Genomic DNA, 18870 nt, shown 5'->3' with positions numbered 1-18870 from the left:
CCGGGGCCGGTCAGCCGGCTCGTCCGACGTCAGCCGACCCAGCCGGCCCCACAGCCGACGTCAGCCGAGGTCGGTCGACAGCAGTCCCAGCACCCCTTCGATGTTGCCGTCCAGGTAGTGCCGCAGGGTCAGCGGAACGATCTCCACGGAGGCGAGCCCCACCCGGCTGAACGGCACGCGGACGACGTCGTAGGTGCCCGAGGGCTCGTCCACCTCCGGGCCGTGCCGCCGCGAGGGGTCCATGGACGCCAGCCGGCACACGAAGAAGTGCTGCACCTTCACCCCGTGCGAGCCGTCCTCGCCGATGTGCTCGACGGTGTCGACGAAGGCCGGCACGACATCGGTGACCTTGGCGCCCAGCTCCTCGTCCAGTTCTCTGTGCAGCGCCTCGACGATGGTGGCGTCCTCGGGCTCGACGCCTCCCCCGGGGGTGACCCAGTACGGGTTGAGCCCGGGCTTGGTGCGCTTGATGAGCACGAGGAAGTCGCCGTCGAGCAGGATGGCGCGGGCGGTGCGCTTGACCACCGGCCGGGTGGCGGGGACGGTCGGCGCACCCGGTGCGGCAGGGTTCTCGCTGTCCGGGGCCATGCCTGAGATCTGCCGCGGCGCGGGAGGCGGCAAACGCCTCCGGGACGGCGAATCGGAACCTTCCGTTCTTCCGGAGGCCACCCGCCGTGCGCCGGGCGCGCAGTCACCAGGCGGCGGAGGAGCGGATCAGCTGCTCGTGCACCCGCGCGATGTGCGGCAGCGCGAGCGTGCCGGCGCGCACCGAGACGAAGTACGTGCGCAGCGGCGGCACCGGCGGCTCCAGCAGCGCGCTGACGGCACCCGCCGTGATCGCCTCGCAGCACAGGTAGCGGGGCAGGACGGCCATGCCGATGCCGGAGACCACACACTCCAGGACGGCCCGCAGATCGGGCACCACCACCGCGGGGACGATGGCGGGGGTCACGTCGAAGACCGCCGACCAGTAGTGGTCGAACAGCGGCATGCCCTCGTCGTAGGAGATCACGGGGATGCCCTCGAGGACCCGTGCGCCGCGATCGCGCACCGCGAGCGGGCCGCCGATCCGCTCCAGCCAGGCGGGCGCGGCCACGAGGACCTGCTCCTCGTCCCACAGGGCGGCGGCGGTCAGCAGCCGGTCGCGGGGCCGGACGGTGCCGATGGACAGGTCGTGGTGGCCCGCGGCGAGCCCGGCCAGCGCCTCGTCCTCGCCGACCAGGGTGACCCTCAGCTGCAGGCCCTCGGCGACCAGCGGGGCCAGAGCGGGCAGAGCGCGCACGGAGGTGAAGGTGGGCGGCCCGGCGAGGTGCAGGGTGCGCTGCGCGGACTGCTCGCCGAGGTCCGCCTGTGTTATCTGTAGCAGGGCGTCGAGGTGCGGCGCCACCCGGTGGGCCAGGTCGTCGCCGACCGGCGTCGGGGCGACGCCGCGCGGCAGGCGCAGGAACAGGGGGCGGCCGAGCTGCCGTTCCAGGCTGCGGATCTGGATGGTGACGGCCGGCTGGGACAGGCCCAGCAACTGGGCGGCTCTGGTGAAGGAACCGGCTCGGTGCACCGTGACGAACGTGCGCAGCAGAGCCAGATCCATGAACCGCTCCCTCCCGGCCGCCGTACGACCGCGGACATATAAATATATCGATAGGTCTGTATCGCAACTGTGATTGGACACTGACGCAGAGTCAACTAGCCTTGTCCAAGCGGATCTCCGCCCGTCAAGCCAGGGTGGTCCGAGCCACGAGGGGGGAGGCTCGGGCCACCCCTTCCGCATGTGCGGCCGATGACTGCGTGCCCATCCGCGCGAGATGAACGGATGGGGTCAGCGCGCGGCGGCGTCCAGGGCCCGCGTCACGTCCCGCACGATGTCGGCCGCGTCCTCCACGCCGACCGAGAAGCGGACGAAGCCCTCGGGGACGGCATCGCCGCCCCAGCGCGCCCTGCGCTCCGCGGTGCTGGTCACACTGCCGAAGCTGGTGGCCTCGGTGGTCAGCCGCAGCTCGGACAGGAAGCGCTCGGCGTGCTCCCTGTCGGGCAGCGTGAAGGACACGACGCTGCCGAACCGCGTCATCTGCGCGGCCGCGACGGGGTGCGCCGGGTCCTCCGCCAGGCCGGGGTGGCGCACGTCGGTCACCTCCGGGCGCCGGAGCAGGGCGGCGGCCAGCTCCAGGGCGTTGGCGGCCTGCCGGTCCACCCGCAGCGCGAGCGTCGACAGCGAACGGTGGGCGAGCCAGGCCTCCATGGGGCCGGGGATCGCGCCGATCGTCTTGCGCCACATCCGCACCCCGGCGGCGAGCTCGGGCCGGCGCGTGGTCACATACCCCAGCAGCAGGTCGCCGTGGCCGGACAGCGCCTTGGTGCCGCTCGCCACCGAGAAGTCCGCGCCCAGCTCCAGCGGGCGCTGGCCGAGCGGGGTGGCCAGGGTGTTGTCGACGGCCACGAGCGCGCCCGCGGCGTGTGCGGCGTCGGCGAGCCGGCGGATGTCGCAGACGTCCAGGCCGGGGTTGGACGGCGTCTCGATCCACAGCAGCCGGGCGCCCTCCAGCACCTCCAGCTGGGCGTCGCCCGCGGTGGGCGCCAGGCGCACCGCGACCCCGTAGTCCTCCAGCCGGCCCTGCAGCGAGCGGGTGGCCTGGTAGCAGTCGGAGGGCAGCACCACGGTGTCGCCGGAACGCACCTGCGAGAGCAGCACGGAGGAGATCGCCCCCATGCCGGAGGAGAAGGCCAGCGTCTCGGCGGGGACGTCGGGCGACTCCAGCGCGGCGATCGCCTCCTCCAGCCGGGTCCAGGTGGGGTTCTCGTCGCGGCCGTAGGTGTACGGGCCGGTGACGTCGCCCGGCAGGTGGTAGTGCGCGGCGAACACCGGGCCGGGCAGCGCCGGCTCGTGGGGCAGGGCGGGCGGGCGGCCCGCGTGCACGCTGCGGGTGCTGTCCCCCGGCCTGCTCTCGTACTCCGTCATCGCCCTCTCCTCGCTCCCCCGCGTTCACACATGTACAAGCGGAAGATACCGGTGTATGGGCCAGCGAACACGGCCGTCCGCTAGACGGACGTGAGGGCCGCGCGGGCGGCGCGCCCCGCGGCGGCGCCGTAGCCCGCGCCGAACAGGACGGCGTGCACCAGCAGCGGGTGCACCTGGTGCAGGGGCACCCGCTCCCGGCGGCCGGGCAGCGGCCGGACCTCCTCGTACGCGGCGAGCACCCGCTCGAGGTGCGAGCAGCCGAACAGCTCCAGCATCGCCAGATCGGCCTCGGGGTGCCCGCCCTGCGCCGCCGGGTCCACGAGCCGGGCGCGGCCGTCGGCGGCGAACAGCACGTTGCCGGACCACAGGTCGCCGTGGATCACCGCAGGAGGCTGCGCGGGGCCGCCGATCCTCGGCAGCAGTTCGCAGAGCCGCTCGACCGCGCGCACGTCCGCCGGTGCCATGGCCCCGCGGTCGGCGGCCTGCCGCAGGAAGGGCAGCAGCCGCCTCGCGGCGTGGAACGCGGCCCAGTCCTCCCCGCCGCCCGGCAGCCCGGACGCGGGCCCGGGCCCGGCCGCCGGCAGGGGGAGCGGGCCGATGAAGGCCGCGTGCGCCGTCCCGTACCCCGGGGCGGGGACGCGGTGGAGCGCGGCCAGCTCACGTCCGAGGCGCTCGGCGGCTGCGGGGGTCGCCGGACCGGGCTCCACCCATTCCAGGACGAGCGTGCGCTCGTCCGCGGCCAGCACCTCGGGTACGGCGACCGTGCCGGTCCCGCCCAGCAGCCGCAGGCCCGCGGCCTCGGCGGCGAAGAAGCCAGGCGGCGCGTCCGCGAGGGTCTTGGCGAAGACCGTGCCGCCCGAGCGGCGCCGCAGCCGGACGGATCGGCAGACGGAACCGCCGCCCACCGGGCCGGCCTCCGTCACCGGCTCGCCCAGCAGGGCGGCGACCCGGTCCGCGAGCCCGGGCGCGTCCGTCACGGGGTGCCGGCGGGCTCGCTGCCGAGGGCGTCGCGTACGGCGTCCAGCAGCCCGTCGGCTGCGGCCTCGCACATCCGCAGGCACTCCTCGAAGCCGCTCAGGTCCCCGTAGTAGGGGTCGGGAACATCCAGGCCGCGGTCGTCCGCACCGGCGTCCGCGGCGGGGTCGTAGGAGCGCAGCAGCCGCACCTTGGCGGCGTCCCGCGCCGTGGGCGCCAGCCGGCGCAGATCCCGCAGATGGCCCGAGTCGAGGGCGATCACGAGGTCGAGCTCGGCGAACCATTCGGGCTGGAACTGGCGCGCGATGTGCTCGTACCCGTACCCGGCCGCGCGGAGCACGGCCACGGTGCGGTGGTCCGCGTCGTCCCCCTCGTGCCAGGAGCCCGTCCCCGCGCTGCCGGCGACGACAAGGCCGGCGAGCCCGGCCTCCGCCACGCGGGAGCGGAAGACGGACTCGGCCATCGGCGAACGGCAGATGTTGCCGGTGCACACGAAGCACACCCGCAGGGGTGTGCGGGAGGACGGAGCGCTCATGGGCTCCATGATGCAGCCCCGATGTCAGTCCTCGTCCGGGAGGATCATGTTCAGGGCCCACGAGACGATGCTGATGACCAGGCCGCCGAGGAACGCCGCCCAGAAGCCGTCGACGTGGAAGTCCAGGTCGAGCTCGCCGGAGATCCAGGAGGTCAGCAGCAGCATCAGGGCGTTCACGACCAGCGTGAACAACCCGAGCGTGAGCAGCAGCAGGGGCAGCGACAGCAGCTTGACCACCGGCTTCACCAGCCAGTTCACCACGCCGAAGACCAGGGCGACGAGGATGAGGGTGAGGGCCTTCTGGCCGGTGTCGTCACCGGTGAGCGTGATGCCGCTCACGAGCCAGATGGCCACCAGCAGGGCCCCGGCGTTCGCGAGCGTCTTGACGACGAAGTTCATCATGGCTGAGATCGTCGCAGAAGCTGCAGCGCAGGCACAGAGCAGGCGCACGGACGAGAGGGAGCGGCCACGTGAAGGTGTTCCGGCTGGACGACCTGGAGGCCGAGCGGGCGGCCAACGAGGGCGCGTACCTCAGCTTCCTGCGCGAGCGGAACATGTCCGCGGGCCTGTACGCCCTGCGGACGGGGGAGCTCGACCCGCAGAAACCGCATGCCCAGGACGAGATCTACCTGGTCGTGAGCGGCCGGGCGCTGATCACCGTGGGGGAGGAGACGACGCACGTCGCGCGCGGCAGCGTGGTCTACGTCCCGGCCGGGGCGCCGCACCGCTTCCACCACGTCACCGAGGACCTGAAGGTCCTCGTGGTGTTCTCGCCCCCCGAGGCCTGAGGGGCGGCCGGCCCCGGGTCCCGTAGGGGAAGGGTCAGGGAGGGATGGGGACCGCGGAGCCTCCGCGGAGCGCCGTCGCGGCCCTAGCCTGGGAGCGGAAGGACGACACGGAGGAGGACACGGTGAAGAAGCTTTTCGAAGGCCTGCCCTGGTGGGTCACATGGGTCGCGGTGCCGGTGATCGCGATCGCGGTCTTCGGCGGCATGATCGCCAGTGCGATCGGCTTCCTGTTCTGGCTGCTCTTCAAGGTGCTGGTCTTCGTGGCGCTGGTCGGCGGGCTGGTGTACCTGGTCAGGAAGTTCACCTCGTCCTCGTCCTCGTCCGACCACCGCGACAGGTGGTGACCCCGCGGGGCCGCGCCACGTGACGGGCGGTGCCCGCGAGCACAGCGCCGCCGCCGCCGCGGTCCGCGGACACCACCAGGACCGCCAGCGCCGTCGTCAACGGCACCGCCACCACCAGGCCGACACTGCCCACCAGTGTCCGTACGATCTCCTCGGCGACCAGTTCGCTGCCCGCCACCGCCAGCACCCCGCGCTCCGTGACGGAGAAGAGCAGCAGCAGCGGCAGTGCCGCGCCCGCGTAGGCCAGCACCAGGGTGTTGACGACCGAGGCGATGTGGTCGCGCCCGATCCGCATCGCCGCCGCGTACAGCCGTCGCCGGCTCGCCCCCGGATCAGCCCCGTGCAGCTCCCACACCGCCGAGGTCTGGGTGACCGTCACGTCGTCCAGGACGCCCAGGGAACCGATGACGATGCCGGCCAGCAGCAGTCCGCGGATCTCGAGGCCCGGGTACAGGGAGTGGATCAGCCCCGTCTCGTCGGAGGTGTCGCCGCTGAGCAGCGCCCGGTCGACGAAGACCGAGCCCAGGAGGCCGATCAGCAGCAGCGAGCACAGGGTCCCCAGCACCGCCACCGAGGTGCGGGCGCTCAGGCCGTGGCACAGGTAGAGCGCGATCAGCATGATGGTGCTGCCGCCGACCACCGCGACCAGCAGGGGATCGCCGCCGTGCAGGATCGCCGGGAGGATGAAGAGCGTCAGCACCGCGAAACTGACGACCAGCGAGGCCAGCGCCAGGAATCCGCGCAGCCGTCCGACCACGACCACCGCGGCGGCGAAGATCCCGGCCAGCAGCCACAGCGGGAAGGCCCGGTCGACGTCGGCCACCGAGTACCGCAGGTCGCGCGGCGCCTGCGGCGCGTAGGCCAGGAGCACCCTCTGCCCCTCGGTGTAGTGCCGGGTCTGGCTCGGGAGCACGATCTCGGTGAAGGTGCGGCCCCTGTCCTCGCCCGAGCCGACCTCGATCGTCGCGCGCTCACAGGTGGCCGCGGCTTTCCGCGCCGAGGCCGGGGAGGGTGCGGCATCGGCGTCCGGTCCTGCGCCGACGTCGGCGCATCCGACGTCCTCGACCTTCACCACCCGCCCGGTCTGCGTCTGCTGGTCAAAACCGACGCCGGTGTGCCGGTGCTCGGGCACACCGCCCGGCCACAGCACGACCAGGCCGGCCGCGACGGCCGCGACGAACGGGATCAGCACGGCGGCGATGACCGTGCGCAGGTGCCGGGAGACCGGCGGCACCGGGCCGTGGCCGTGCCCGTGCGTGTGGCTGTGCGTGTGCCCGTGGGCGGGTGTCTGCGGGGGAGAGGCTTCCACCGCCCGATCATCGCAACACCCACTGGTGTGGACCGGCGTGGACCCGCTAGCGTTGAGGCACCTTTGCAAACGCGGGAGCTCGGAGCACCGGGCTGAGAGGGCGCTGACCGGCCGAGGGGCCATCAGCTGCGCCGACCGCTGAACCTGTTACCGGGTAATGCCGGCGTAGGGAGTGGGTCTCATGACCATGCAGGATGCACGCGCGCGCGAAATCGGCTGGCACAAGGGATATCTGACCGGGTCCCGCCCGGACATCCAGGTCCCCGTCCGCCGAGTGCATCTGACCAACGGCCAGGATGTGACGCTGTACGACACGTCGGGCCCGTACACCGACCCCAACATCACCACCGACGTCCGCCGCGGCCTCCCGGCGCTGCGGGAGAACTGGATCGTCGCCCGCGGCGACACCGAGGAGTACCCCGGCCGTCCCGTCCGTCCCGAGGACGACGGCCTGCGGCACACCTCGCCGCGCGGCGGTCTGCGCAACCTGGACGCCGTCTTCCCCGGCCGCCCCCGCCTCCCGCGGCGCGGCAGTACCGGGCAGCCGGTGACGCAGCTCGCGTACGCGCGGCGCGGCGAGATCACCCCGGAGATGGAGTACGTCGCGATCCGCGAGAACGTCTCCCCCGAGGTCGTCCGGGAGGAGATCGCGGCGGGACGCGCCGTCCTGCCGGCGAACGTCAACCACCCGGAGACCGAGCCGATGATCATCGGCAAGCGCTTCCTGGTGAAGGTCAACGCCAACATCGGCAACTCGGCCGTCACCTCCTCCATCGAGGAGGAGGTCGAGAAGATGACCTGGGCCACCCGCTGGGGCGCCGACACGGTGATGGACCTCTCCACGGGACGCAACATCCACACCACGCGCGAGTGGGTGCTGCGCAACTCCCCCGTCCCCATCGGCACCGTCCCCCTCTACCAGGCCCTGGAGAAGGTGGACGGCAAGGCCGAGGAACTGACCTGGGAGATCTACAAGGACACCGTCATCGAGCAGGCGGAGCAGGGCGTCGACTACATGACGGTGCACGCCGGAGTGCTCCTGCGCTACGTTCCGCTGACCGCCCGCCGCAAGACGGGCATCGTCTCGCGCGGCGGGTCGATCATGGCGGCCTGGTGCCTGGCGCACCACAAGGAGAGCTTCCTCTACGAGAACTTCGAGGAGCTCTGCGAGATCCTCGCCGCCTACGACGTCACGTACTCCCTGGGCGACGGCCTGCGTCCCGGCTCCATCGCGGACGCCAACGACGAGGCCCAGTTCGCGGAACTGCGCACGCTCGGCGAGCTCAACTCCGTCGCCAAGCGGCACGGCGTCCAGACCATGATCGAGGGCCCGGGGCACGTCCCGATGCACAAGATCAAGGAGAACATCGACCTCCAGCAGGAGATCTGCGAGGAGGCGCCGTTCTACACCCTGGGCCCGCTCACCACGGACATCGCGCCCGCCTACGACCACATCACCTCCGGCATCGGCGCCGCGATGATCGCCTGGTGGGGGACGGCCATGCTCTGCTATGTCACCCCCAAGGAGCACCTCGGCCTGCCCGACCGCGACGACGTCAAGACCGGCGTCATCACGTACAAGATCGCCGCGCATGCCGCCGACCTGGCCAAGGGCCACCCCGGCGCCCAGGAATGGGACGACGCGCTCTCCGACGCCCGCTTCGAGTTCCGTTGGGAGGACCAGTTCAACCTGGCCCTCGACCCGGACACGGCGCGGGAGTTCCACGACGAGACGCTCCCGGCGGAACCGGCCAAGACCGCGCACTTCTGCTCCATGTGCGGTCCGAAGTTCTGCTCCATGCGGATCTCCCAGGACATCCGACGCCGGCACGGCGGCACGGCGGAGGAGATCGAGGCCGGCATGGCGGAGAAGTCGCGCGAGTTCGCCGCCTCGGGCAACCGCGTCTACCTCCCGATCGCCGACTGAGCCGCGGATCGACTGCCGCACGCTGACCGCCGACCGACCCGCCCGCTGCCGTGCGGGCCCGCGACCTCACAGGCTCGCGGGCCCGCCCCGGGGCAGGGCCACGGTGCCTCGACCGCCTTCAGGCGCTGTCCGGGCCGAGGTACAGACCGGCCAGCCGGGGCAGGCGGCGGTGCATCTCCGTGGGGTCGTCGAAGTCGAAGTCCTCGCCCATGTCCGGTTCCGCCGTGGCCCGGGCGTCGCCGGGCCGGTGGGCGGCCCAGGCGGTGTAGAAGGCGTCCCGGTCGCCGGTGATGCGCTCGAAGGCCTCGGCGGCCACGTAGTCGACCTCCTCGTGAAACAGCGCGTCATCGCTCCCGGCCCGTGCGGCCGCGACCACTGCGGGGTGGCCCGCGAGACTGTCGGGTGCGGCGGCGACGCGCTCGTACCACGCGCGGCCCTGGGCGATCACCCCTGCGCGGAAGTCGATGAAGGAGTCGTCGGAGCAACCGCCGCCCACCAGGTAGGCGGCGGCCCAGACGTCCCAGCGGTACAAGGCGTCGTGCAGGGCGTCGAAGCGTTCCGCGTACGCGAGGATCTCCGGGGCCGGGAGCCCGGTGAGCAGGTCCGCCAGCACTTCGTCGAAGGGCTCGCCACTGGTCGCCGCGGTGGAGCGGGCGGATGCGATCAGGGACCAGAACCGGTCGATGTCCATGCTCCGAACCCTGACACGGGGGTGTGACAGCGCTCCCCGCTGCGACGCGTCAGTCGGATCGGTGCTCCGGGCCGCCGAAGTCGGGGCTGGAGAAGTCCGGACTCGAGAAGTCGGGGCTGGAGAAGCGGTCGCCCGGTTCGGGGGAGGACTCGGGGCCGGGGCTGGAGAAGTCCGGGCGGGAGTAACCGAGGCGCGGCATCCGGGCGTTGCCCCCGGTGGTCGCGGAAGGGGCGGGGGCCGTGGTGGCCGTGCCGGCGGCCTGAGCCAGGGCTTCTGCGAGAAAGGGCTGCAGCCCTCGCTCCAGCAGCGCCCGGCGCCACACCTCGCGTGCGAGCGCGACGTCCCGTGACCCGTCGTCGTCCGGGGGCTCGTGGCGGTTGGCCGCGCCGTTGCGCAGTGCGGTGAGCAGCAGTCCGACCATGCCGATGACGATGCCGCAGGCGGCGACGGCCGCGAACAGCCAGCCGGCCTGGCGCAGCGGCGGCGCGATCGCCGGCTCCGGGTGCCCGAGGCGCAGCGCGTATCCCAGCAGGAGCAGGATGACGGCGGCCGTGGCCGCCAGGATCGGCGTGAGCACGGCGACGATCGCGAACAGTCCGGCCCCCGGCCCGTCCGTGGTGACCGGGGCCGCCGCGGCCGCGTAGCCGAGGCCGGGTACGCGCGCGGTGCGTGCCGCGCGGCGGCGCTCTGCCGCGGTCTCGCGGAGCTTGACGAACTGTTCGTACTCGGGTGCGGCGCAGGCCGCGATGGGGGCGGCCGCGTTGAGCGCCATGGTGCGCAACTGCTCGGCGCTGAGGCGGCTGTGGGTGTCGGCGAGCGCGGCCCGGGTGCCCTCCGACCGCAGGGCCGCGTCGAGGGCCCGCTCGAACTCCGGACGGTCCTCGGTCAGCAGGTGTGGAGCGCTGTTCATGTGCATCCCCCGATGCTCCGTCTCCGGCTCCTCCCGGGGTTCACGAAGGACGAAGGTCCGGTCCGGCTGGGCGGAAGCGGAGGAGAAGCTGCCTACGGAATACCGATGGTAGAGCGCGGGGGTGACGCCATGACAGAGTGTTTCCGGAAAATCGGGCCTTCCGGGGACTAGAGGGGCAGTTGGGCGACCAGCAGCCTGCCGTCCATCGTCACCCCGCCGTCCATGGCCACCGCCAGGTCGTCCGCGTACACATGGGGGCCCTCCACGACCGCGGAGCGGTCCGGCTGTTCGGCGCCGAGATCGCCGCCCGGCTCGCCGAGCAGGTATGGGATGGGGCTGTGGCCGTGCACGACGCGGTGGCCGCCGTAGGCGTCCAGCAGCTCGCGGGCGGCCTGGGGCCCGGCCTCGCCGCGGAAGGCGAAGCGCCGGGTGAACTTGCGGAACAGCTCCCAGCACTCGTCGGCGTCACCGCGCTGCAGGACGCCGGTGACGGCGTCGTTCATCGCGTCGATGGTGGTGCCGTACTCCAGGTACGCGGTGGTGTCGGAGTGCAGCAGCAGGTGGCCGTCGGTGAGGGCGGCCGCGTCCAGCCGGGACATCCAGGCGATGTGGTGGTCCTGCAGCCGCTCCATGTCGCTCGTCTGGCCGCCGTTGAGGCGCCAGGCGGCCAGGAAGGAGGCGGTGCCGCCGGCGGAGTTCACCGGGGTGTCGCCGAAGCGGTGGGCGCCGAGCAGCAGCAGCTCGTGGTTGCCCATGAGGGCCCTGGCGTAGCCGCCGGCCGCGGCGGCCTCCGCGGAGAGCTGCATGACGAGTTCGATCACGCCGACGCCGTCGGGGCCGCGGTCGGTGAAGTCACCCAGGAACCACAGGCGGGCGTTGCCGGCCGCCCAGTGGCCCTCGGCGTCGATGAGCCCGGTCGTGTACAGGGCCTCGCGCAATCGGTCCAGGTAGCCGTGGATGTCGCCGACGGCGTAGAGCGGGCCCAGGGCCCGGGCGTCCGTCGTGGTGATGACGGGGAGGTCGCGCTGAGTGGGCGTGTACTCGGGCGGCGCCATCTGCTCGTCGATCATGGTTGGCGGGTGTCCGGCCGGATGCGCGGGCGGGGCTCCGACGTCGGCGGGGTGCGCCGGGGGCGCCACGGGCGCGGCGTGCGCCACCGCCTCCGACGGGTCCTGAGACCAGCCGTACGAGGTATCGGGCATGGGTCCCCGACCTGCCCCCTGAGTCATCGACCCCTCCACCGTCTCGCCACCATCCGCCCATCATAGGAATGAGGATGTCGTGGCGTGACACACCTGCTGACAGCGATTTTCCTGGGTCCGGACAAATCCGCCCGGGATGGGCTCCTCTTCCTCCCGGCGGACGCCTTCTTCTATCCTCCCGCGGGCCCGCGGGGCGGGCTGACGGTGGTGCGCGGCGACCGCCGCTGGGAGGACGTGCGCACGATCAGCTCGGTCGGCATCACCTGCCGCACCGGGCGGCCCGGGTCCACCCCCTCGATGGCGTCGACGAGCAGTTGGACGACCGCGGTGCCGATCCGCCCCGGTTTGAGGGAGAGGGTGGTGATCGGGGGCTCGGTCGTCGCGTAGACCATGCTCTCGCTGCAGCAGACCAGCAGGAGGTCGTCGGGCACGCGCAGCCCGTAGCGGCGGGCGGCGGCGAGCAGGTCGGTGCCGCCCGGGTCGAAGAGGCCGTAGACGGCGTCGGGGCGGTCGGGCCGGGCGAGCAGGCGGTCGGCGGCGACGGCGCCGGCGCACGGGTCGTGGGCGGGGTAGGCCTCGACGACGGGCTCCTGGCCGATCCGCTCGCACCAGTCGAGGTAGGCGGCGGTGGACAGCCGGGTGTAGGTGTCGGTGCTGGTGCCGGTGAGCAGGCCGATCCTGCGGGCCCCGGCCTCGGCGAGGTGTTCCAGGATGCCGAGGACGGCGGCCTCGTGGTCGTTGTCGACCCAGGCGCGGACGGGCAGGCTTCCGGCCGGGCGGCCGTCGCTGACCACGGGGATGCCCTGCCGTACCAGCTCGGTGACCACGGGGTCGTGGTCGGAGGGGTCGATCACGACCGTGCCGTCCAGCGCGACGTTGCTCCACACGTCGTGCCGGGAGGAGGCCGGCAGGATGACCAGGGCGTAGCCGCGGGCGAGCGCGGCGGAGGTGGCGGCCCGGGCCATCTCGGCGAAGTAGGCGAACTCCGTGAAGGTGAAGGGTTCTTCCCCGTACGTCGTCACGGTCAGGCCGATCAGCCCTGACCTGCCGGTGCGCAGTGTGCGGGCGGCGGCCGAGGGGCGGTAGCCCAGCCGGTCGGCGACCTCACGGACGTGACGGCGGGTGGTGTCGGGCAGTCGGCCCTTGCCGTTGAGCGCGTCGGAGACGGTGGTGATCGAGACCCCTGCCGCGGCGGCCACGTCCCTGATGCCGGCACGCCTCAGCCGGCGTCCGACGGGCCGGCTCGCCTGGTGCTTCCCTGCTGCTGTCATGGCGTGGTGATAGTAGGGGCGCGGTTGGTCCGTTCGCGGGGTGCGAAGGAGGGCGCCGACAGATACGTTTCCTCGCACGCGCCGCCGGGCGCGTGCCGGGAAAGCGCAGGTGGCGGCGGGTATCCGGCACCGCATACGGCCCTTGCACGGCCCGCCGCCGCCCCCGTGCCGCGTGGGCTGCGGGGCCTTCAACTCACCCCTACGAGGGATGCGCGCCACCGCGCGCGCCACCAGCGCGCAGTGCGTGCCGCACCCCGGTCCGCCGCCGCGGGCCCCTGTCGCGAACCCGTGTGCCGCAAGGCCTCCCCCGGGCCGCCCAGCCACTCGTATGGTGTGGGGCATGAGCCCCAAACTGCGCCGCGAACTGGACGGCATCCCCACGTACAAGCCGGGAAGACCCCCGGCCGTGGAAGAGGGGGTGACGGCTTACAAGCTGTCCTCCAACGAGAACCCCTACGCCCCGTTGCCGGGTGTCCTGGAGGCGGCCACCGCCGCCGCGGAGAAGTGCAACCGCTACCCGGACATGGCGTGCACGGCCCTGCACGCCGAGCTGGCGCACCGCTTCGGCGTGCCGGTCGAGCACATCGCGACGGGTACCGGATCGGTCGGTGTGGCCCAGCAGTTGCTGCAGTCGACCGCGGGACCGGGTGACGAGGTCGTCTACGCCTGGCGGTCCTTCGAGGCCTACCCGATCATCACGCAGATCAGCGGAGCGGCCTCGGTGCGGGTGCCGCTGGACGCGGGCGACACCCACGACCTGGACGCGATGGCCGCCGCGATCACCGACCGGACGCGGCTGGTCTTCGTCTGCAACCCCAACAACCCCACCGGCACGGTGGTCCGCCGGGCCGCGCTGGAGCGCTTCCTGGACCGCGTCCCCTCGGATGTGCTGGTCGTACTGGACGAGGCGTACCGGGAGTTCATCCGCGACCCCGAGGTGCCGGACGGGGTCGAGGTCTACCGCGACCGCCCCAACGTGGCGGTGCTGCGCACCTTCTCCAAGGCGTACGGGCTCGCCGGACTGCGGGTGGGCTTCGCGATCGCGCACGAGCCGGTCGCCGCGGCGCTGCGCAAGACGGCCGTCCCCTTCGGTGTGAGCCAGCTCGCCCAGGACGCGGCGGTGGCCTCGCTGCGCGCGGAGGAGGCGCTGCTGCGGCGGGTCGACGCGCTGGTCGGTGAGCGGACCCGGGTCGTCGACGCGCTGACCGGGCAGGGCTGGACCGTGCCGGAGACCCACGCCAACTTCGTGTGGCTGCGGCTGGGGGAGCGCACGGCCGACTTCGCGGCGGCCTGCGAGCGGGCCGGCGTCACCGTACGTCCGTTCGCGGGGGAGGGCGTGCGGATCACGATCGGCGAGGAGGCCGCCAACGACGTCATGCTCCGCACGGCGGAGACCTTCCGCAAGGAGCTGTAGCCGGCCCGGGCGCGGTGCCCCGGGTTCCGCAAGGGCGTCCTGACCCGTCCCGTTTCCGCCCCCTACACCCCCCGGTGTGAGGGGGCGAAAACGTGTGCGGCATACTGTGCTTGTGAATGCGTTCACTTTCACAAGCGCACCAGGATAGGAGGCGTGGCGTGGATCTTGCACTGGACTCCGTCGCCGTCGCGCGCTGGCAATTCGGCATCACGACCGTCTACCACTACCTCTTCGTACCCCTCACGATCTCCCTCGCCGCCCTGACCGCCGGTCTGCAGACGGCCTGGGTGCGCACGGGCAAGGAGAAGTACCTCAAGGCCACCAAGTTCTGGGGCAAGCTCTTCCTGATCAACATCGCCATGGGCGTGGCCACCGGCCTGGTCCAGGAGTTCCAGTTCGGCATGAACTGGTCGGACTACTCGCGCTTCGTCGGCGACGTGTTCGGCGCCCCGCTCGCCTTCGAGTCGCTCATCGCCTTCTTCTTCGAGTCCACCTTCATCGGCCTGTGGATCTTCGGCTGGGACAAGCTGCCGCAGAAAATCCACCTGGCCTGCATCTGGCTGGTCTCGCTGGGCACGATCCTGTCCGCGTACTTCATCCTCGCCGCGAACTCCTGGATGCAGCATCCGGTCGGCTACCGCTACAACAAGGCCACAGGACGCGCCGAGCTCACCGACTTCTGGGCGGTGATCAGCCAGAACACCACCCTCGTCGTGGTCTTCCACACACTGACCGCGGCCTTCCTGACCGGTGCCGCCTTCATGATCGGCATATCGGCCTACCACCTGGCCCGGCGCAGGCATGTGGCGGTCATGAGGACCTCGCTGCGCCTCGCCCTGGTCACCGCCGTCGTCGCCGGCCTGCTCACTGCGATCAGTGGGGACCGGCTGGGCAAGGTCATGTACGAGCAGCAGCCGATGAAGATGGCCGCCGCCGAGGCCCTGTGGGACGGCGAGGCCCCGGCCCCGTTCTCGATCTTCGCCTACGGCGACGTCGACAAGGGGCACAACAGCGTGGCCATCGAGGTCCCCGGACTGCTGTCCTTCCTCGCCCACGACGACTTCGACTCCTTCGTCCCCGGCATCAAGGACATCGACAAGGCCGAGCAGGAGAAGTACGGCCCCGGCGACTACCGGCCCAATATCCCGGTCGCCTACTGGGGCTTCCGCTGGATGATCGGGTTCGGCATGACCTCCTTCGCGGTAGGCCTGGCCGGCCTGTGGCTCACCCGCCGCCGGTTCTGGCTCGCCGAGGAGCAGCGCACCGCCGACGACGAACCGCCGCGCCTGATGCTCACCCGGAACACCGCCCTCTCCCCGGCCCTGTCCCGCTGGTACTGGCGGATCGGGCTGCTCACCATGGGCTTCCCGCTGATCGCCAACTCCTGGGGCTGGATCTTCACCGAGAACGGCCGTCAGCCCTGGGTCGTCTACGGGCTGCTGCGCACCGAGGACGCGGTCTCCCCCGGTGTCTCCACCGCCGAGATGCTCACCTCGCTGATCGTCCTCACCGCGCTCTACGCCGTCCTCGCGGTCGTCGAGGTCAAGCTCCTGGTCAAGTACGCCAAGGCCGGGCCGCCCGAGCTCACCGAGGCCGACCTCCAACCCCCCACGAAGATCGGCGGCGGCGACCCCGACCGCCCGATGGCTTTCTCGTATTAGGGAGAGACGGCATGCAACTCCACGACGTCTGGTTCGTCCTCATCGCCGTCCTGTGGACGGGCTACTTCTTCCTCGAGGGCTTCGACTTCGGCATCGGTGTCCTCACCCGGCTGCTCGCCCGCGACCGCCCCGAGCGGCGGGTGCTGATCAACACCATCGGGCCGGTCTGGGACGGCAACGAGGTGTGGCTGATCACCGCGGGCGGCGCCACCTTCGCCGCCTTCCCCGAGTGGTACGCCACCCTCTTCTCCGGCTTCTACCTGCCGCTGCTGGTGATCCTGCTCTGCCTGATCATCCGGGTGGTCGCCTTCGAGTACCGCGCCAAGCGCACCGGCGAACGCTGGCAGTCCGCCTGGGAGCAGGCCATCTTCTGGACCTCCCTGGTCCCCGCGTTCCTGTGGGGCGTGGCCTTCGCCAACATCGTGCACGGCGTCGCGATCGACGCCTCCGGTGAGTACACCGGCGGGGTCCGTGACCTGCTCGGCCCCTACGCCCTGCTCGGCGGGCTGGTCACGCTCAGCCTCTTCACCTTCCACGGCGCGGTCTTCGCGGCGCTGAAGACCCTCGGCGACATCCGCGCCCGCGCCCGCCGCTTCGCCACCCGGGCCGGAGCCGTCACCGTGCTGCTGGCACTCGCCTTCCTGGCCTGGACGCAGGGCGACGGCGGCGACAGCCGGAGCCTGGCGGCCGCGGCGGTCGCCGTCGCGGCGCTGCTCGCCGCTCTGGGCGCCAATCTGCGGGGCCGCGAGGGCTGGGCGTTTGCGTTCTCCGGGATCACCGTCGTCGCCACGGTGGCGATGTTCTTCCTCGTGCTCTTCCCGGACGTCATGCCCTCCACGCTGGACCCGGCGTGGAGCCTGACGGTGGAGAACGCCTCCTCGACCCCGTACACGCTCAAGATCATGACCTGGTGCGCCGGGATCGCCGCCCCGCTGGTCGTGCTCTACCAGGCCTGGACGTACTGGGTGTTCCGCAAGCGGATCGGCACCCAGCACATCGCCGAAGCGCACTGACGCGCACCGAAGGAGCTGTTTCACGTGAAACCCGTCGACCCCCGGCTCCTGAGGCACGCGAGCGCGACCCGGGTGTTCCTCGCCGTCTCTGTCCTGCTCGGTCTCGCCGGTGCGGGACTGGTCGTCGCGCAGGCGATGCTCCTCGCGAAGATCGTGGTCGGGGGTTTCCAGGACGGCCTCGACGCCGGGGCGCTGCGCGGCCCGCTGCTGCTGCTCGCCGGTGTGGCGGCCGGCCGCGCGGCGGTCTCCTGGCTCACCGAGCTGTGCGCGCACCGGGCCTCGGCCACCGTCAAGTCCCGGTTGCGCACACGGCTGCTGGAGCACGTCACCGCCCTCGGCCCGGCGGGGCTCACCGAGCGCCGGACCGGAGAGCTCACCGCGCTCGCCACCCGGGGAATCGACGCCCTGGACGGCTACTTCGCCCGCTATCTGCCCCAACTGGGCCTTGCCGTCGTCGTACCCGCCGCCGTCCTGGCCCGCATCGTCACCGAGGACTGGATCTCGGCGCTCACCATCGCGCTGACCCTCCCCCTCATCCCGGTCTTCATGATCCTCATCGGCTGGGCCACGCAGGCCCAGATGGACCGTCAGTGGCAGTTGCTCGCCCGGCTGTCCGGCCACTTCCTCGACGTCGTCGCGGGCCTGCCCACCCTCAAGGTCTTCGGCCGGGCCAAGGCCCAGGCCGCATCCATCCGCGCCATCACCGCCGAGCACCGGCGCGCCACGATGCGGACGCTGCGCATCACCTTCCTCTCCTCCGTCGCTCTGGAACTGCTCTCCACCATCTCCGTCGCCCTGGTCGCCGTCGGCGTCGGCATGCGGCTGGTCCACGGCGAACTCGACCTCTACACCGGGCTGGTCATCCTCGTCCTGGCGCCCGAGGCGTATCTGCCGCTGCGCCAGGTGGGTGCCCACTACCACGCTGCCGCCGAGGGGCTCTCGGCCGCCGACGAGGTCTTCGCCGTCCTCGAGACGGCGCCGCCCCGGCGCGGCACGGCCCCGGCCCCCGACCTGCGAGGCGCCGTCGTCGAACTGGACGGGGTCGCCGTGCGGGGCCGCCTCGAACCGGTCTCCCTTCGCATCTCCCCCGGGGAGACGATCGCCCTCACCGGCCCCAGCGGGATCGGCAAGAGTACGCTGCTCTCCGTGCTGCTGGGCTTCACCGAGCCGACCTCGGGCCGGGTCCTGGCCGGCGGCGCCGACCTCGCCGCCCACGACCCGGCCGGCTGGCACGCGCAGATCGCCTGGGTGCCCCAGCGGCCGCACCTGTTCGCCGGGACCGTCGCCGACAACGTACGGCTGGCCCGGCCGGACGCGAACGCGGCCGAGGTCCGCACCGCGCTCCGGGACGCCGGCGCCCCGGACCTCGACCCCGCGACGGCGGTCGGCGAGGACGGGGCCGGGCTCTCCGCAGGACAGCGGCAGCGCGTCGCCCTGGCCCGGGCGTTCCTCGCCGACCGCCCGCTGCTGCTGCTCGACGAGCCCACGGCCGCGCTGGACGGCGAGACCGAGGTGGCCGTGGTCGACGCCGTCCGCCGGCTCGCGGCCGGCCGTACGGTGCTGCTCGTGGTGCACCGCCCGGCGCTGCTCGCCGTGGCGGACCGCACGGTACGGCTCGGCGGCGGCCCACGGCCTGCTGTGCCGACCAGCGCGCCGACCGATGGGCCGACCGATGCGCGCCGGACCGCCCGGGCCTCGGCCTTGGCGTCCGTCCCGGCGCCCCGCGGGGCCGCCGCCCGGCGCGTCGGCCCAGACGCGTCCTCGGCGTCCGCCTCAGCCTCCTCGTTCTCCTCGGCTTCCCCGACGTCTTCGGTGTCCTCGCGGTCCGCCGGGTCGCCCACGGCGGACCGCGCCCCGCTGACCCGGGTGTGGAGGGG

General features: G+C 72.4%; 18 protein-coding genes. 7 read left to right on the top strand and 11 right to left on the bottom strand.

What is annotated here, in order from left to right:
• Window positions 1–60 precede the first annotated feature (60 nt).
• From ACRWND_RS20700 to ACRWND_RS20675, 6 genes are all read right to left on the bottom strand, one after another.
• Window positions 61–588 carry an NUDIX domain-containing protein gene (locus ACRWND_RS20700; protein WP_431951518.1) on the bottom strand — a complete coding sequence of 176 codons (528 nt, stop codon included), beginning with the start codon at window positions 586–588 and terminating at the stop codon, window positions 61–63.
• 103 nt (window positions 589–691) lie between these two features.
• The gene (locus ACRWND_RS20695; RefSeq protein ID WP_431951516.1) at window positions 692–1588 is read right to left on the bottom strand and encodes a LysR family transcriptional regulator; all 897 of its coding nucleotides are present in this window, start codon (window positions 1586–1588) and stop codon (window positions 692–694) included.
• A 228-nt stretch (window positions 1589–1816) separates the two neighbouring features.
• Window positions 1817–2953, bottom strand: a complete 1137-nt coding sequence (locus ACRWND_RS20690; protein ID WP_431951514.1) for a cystathionine gamma-lyase — start codon at window positions 2951–2953, stop codon at window positions 1817–1819.
• Window positions 2954–3033: 80 nt separating this feature from the next.
• The gene (locus ACRWND_RS20685; RefSeq protein WP_431951512.1) at window positions 3034–3930 is read right to left on the bottom strand and encodes a fructosamine kinase family protein; all 897 of its coding nucleotides are present in this window, start codon (window positions 3928–3930) and stop codon (window positions 3034–3036) included.
• Window positions 3927–4463: a low molecular weight protein-tyrosine-phosphatase gene (locus ACRWND_RS20680; protein WP_431951510.1), complete on the bottom strand. Its 537-nt coding sequence runs from the start codon at window positions 4461–4463 to the stop codon at window positions 3927–3929. The genes ACRWND_RS20685 and ACRWND_RS20680 overlap by 4 nt, the downstream gene beginning before the upstream one ends.
• A gap of 24 nt (window positions 4464–4487) precedes the next feature.
• A complete protein-coding gene (locus tag ACRWND_RS20675) occupies window positions 4488–4865 on the bottom strand; it encodes a phage holin family protein (RefSeq protein ID WP_431951508.1) in 378 nt (125 codons plus the stop codon).
• A gap of 68 nt (window positions 4866–4933) precedes the next feature.
• On the opposite strand from ACRWND_RS20675, the gene ACRWND_RS20670 reads away from it, so the two are divergent.
• Both ACRWND_RS20670 and ACRWND_RS20665 read left to right on the top strand, forming a co-directional pair.
• Window positions 4934–5251 (top strand): cupin domain-containing protein, encoded by a 318-nt coding sequence (locus ACRWND_RS20670; RefSeq protein ID WP_431951506.1) that lies wholly within the window; start codon window positions 4934–4936, stop codon window positions 5249–5251.
• Between the two features lie 122 nt (window positions 5252–5373).
• The gene (locus ACRWND_RS20665) at window positions 5374–5595 is read left to right on the top strand and encodes a DUF5326 family protein (protein WP_431951504.1); all 222 of its coding nucleotides are present in this window, start codon (window positions 5374–5376) and stop codon (window positions 5593–5595) included.
• Here the strand turns inward: ACRWND_RS20665 and ACRWND_RS20660 are convergent.
• Window positions 5552–6904: a YibE/F family protein gene (locus ACRWND_RS20660; protein WP_431951502.1), complete on the bottom strand. Its 1353-nt coding sequence runs from the start codon at window positions 6902–6904 to the stop codon at window positions 5552–5554. The genes ACRWND_RS20665 and ACRWND_RS20660 overlap by 44 nt on opposite strands.
• 181 nt (window positions 6905–7085) lie before the next feature.
• On the opposite strand from ACRWND_RS20660, the gene thiC reads away from it, so the two are divergent.
• Entirely contained in the window at window positions 7086–8831 is a 1746-nt protein-coding gene (gene thiC / locus ACRWND_RS20655) for a phosphomethylpyrimidine synthase ThiC (RefSeq protein ID WP_431951500.1), read from the top strand.
• Window positions 8832–8949: 118 nt separating this feature from the next.
• Here thiC and ACRWND_RS20650 read toward each other — a convergent pair whose 3' ends face one another.
• From ACRWND_RS20650 to ACRWND_RS20635, 4 genes are all read right to left on the bottom strand, one after another.
• Entirely contained in the window at window positions 8950–9522 is a 573-nt protein-coding gene (locus tag ACRWND_RS20650; RefSeq protein WP_431951498.1) for a DUF4240 domain-containing protein, read from the bottom strand.
• 49 nt (window positions 9523–9571) lie between these two features.
• Complete coding sequence (locus tag ACRWND_RS20645) at window positions 9572–10438, bottom strand: hypothetical protein (protein WP_431951496.1); 867 nt, start codon at window positions 10436–10438, stop codon at window positions 9572–9574.
• A gap of 161 nt (window positions 10439–10599) precedes the next feature.
• Window positions 10600–11634: a metallophosphoesterase gene (locus ACRWND_RS20640; protein ID WP_431951494.1), complete on the bottom strand. Its 1035-nt coding sequence runs from the start codon at window positions 11632–11634 to the stop codon at window positions 10600–10602.
• Window positions 11635–11804: 170 nt separating this feature from the next.
• A complete protein-coding gene (locus tag ACRWND_RS20635; protein WP_431951492.1) occupies window positions 11805–12905 on the bottom strand; it encodes a LacI family DNA-binding transcriptional regulator in 1101 nt (366 codons plus the stop codon).
• Window positions 12906–13245: 340 nt separating this feature from the next.
• On the opposite strand from ACRWND_RS20635, the gene hisC reads away from it, so the two are divergent.
• From hisC to cydD, 4 genes are all read left to right on the top strand, one after another.
• Window positions 13246–14319: a histidinol-phosphate transaminase gene (gene hisC, locus ACRWND_RS20630; protein ID WP_431951490.1), complete on the top strand. Its 1074-nt coding sequence runs from the start codon at window positions 13246–13248 to the stop codon at window positions 14317–14319.
• Window positions 14320–14477: 158 nt separating this feature from the next.
• Window positions 14478–15980 (top strand): cytochrome ubiquinol oxidase subunit I, encoded by a 1503-nt coding sequence (locus ACRWND_RS20625; RefSeq protein WP_431951488.1) that lies wholly within the window; start codon window positions 14478–14480, stop codon window positions 15978–15980.
• 11 nt (window positions 15981–15991) lie between these two features.
• A complete protein-coding gene (gene cydB / locus ACRWND_RS20620; RefSeq protein WP_431951486.1) occupies window positions 15992–16993 on the top strand; it encodes a cytochrome d ubiquinol oxidase subunit II in 1002 nt (333 codons plus the stop codon).
• Between the two features lie 24 nt (window positions 16994–17017).
• A partial coding sequence (cydD, locus tag ACRWND_RS20615) for a thiol reductant ABC exporter subunit CydD (protein ID WP_431951484.1) occupies window positions 17018–18870 on the top strand: 1853 nt, incomplete at its 3' end.

It is taken from the genome of Actinacidiphila sp. bgisy167, from assembly GCF_965342175.1.
Lineage (GTDB): Bacteria > Actinomycetota > Actinomycetes > Streptomycetales > Streptomycetaceae > Actinacidiphila.
The sequence above is the reverse complement of the archived record's forward strand: the minus strand, read 5'-3'. Positions and strand labels throughout refer to the sequence as shown.

Bases quoted from the DNA above. Each gene is read 5' to 3' on its own strand.
- ACRWND_RS20700 (WP_431951518.1), bottom strand. From the start codon at position 588: ATGGCCCCGGACAGCGAGAACCCTGCCGCACCGGGTGCGCCGACCGTC.
- ACRWND_RS20695 (WP_431951516.1), bottom strand. From the start codon at position 1,588: ATGGATCTGGCTCTGCTGCGCACGTTCGTCACGGTGCACCGAGCCGGT.
- ACRWND_RS20690 (WP_431951514.1), bottom strand. From the start codon at position 2,953: ATGACGGAGTACGAGAGCAGGCCGGGGGACAGCACCCGCAGCGTGCAC.
- ACRWND_RS20680 (WP_431951510.1), bottom strand. From the start codon at position 4,463: ATGAGCGCTCCGTCCTCCCGCACACCCCTGCGGGTGTGCTTCGTGTGC.
- ACRWND_RS20675 (WP_431951508.1), bottom strand. From the start codon at position 4,865: ATGATGAACTTCGTCGTCAAGACGCTCGCGAACGCCGGGGCCCTGCTG.
- thiC (WP_431951500.1), top strand. From the start codon at position 7,086: ATGACCATGCAGGATGCACGCGCGCGCGAAATCGGCTGGCACAAGGGA.
- ACRWND_RS20650 (WP_431951498.1), bottom strand. From the start codon at position 9,522: ATGGACATCGACCGGTTCTGGTCCCTGATCGCATCCGCCCGCTCCACC.
- ACRWND_RS20645 (WP_431951496.1), bottom strand. From the start codon at position 10,438: ATGCACATGAACAGCGCTCCACACCTGCTGACCGAGGACCGTCCGGAG.
- ACRWND_RS20640 (WP_431951494.1), bottom strand. From the start codon at position 11,634: ATGCCCGATACCTCGTACGGCTGGTCTCAGGACCCGTCGGAGGCGGTG.
- ACRWND_RS20635 (WP_431951492.1), bottom strand. From the start codon at position 12,905: ATGACAGCAGCAGGGAAGCACCAGGCGAGCCGGCCCGTCGGACGCCGG.
- hisC (WP_431951490.1), top strand. From the start codon at position 13,246: ATGAGCCCCAAACTGCGCCGCGAACTGGACGGCATCCCCACGTACAAG.
- cydB (WP_431951486.1), top strand. From the start codon at position 15,992: ATGCAACTCCACGACGTCTGGTTCGTCCTCATCGCCGTCCTGTGGACG.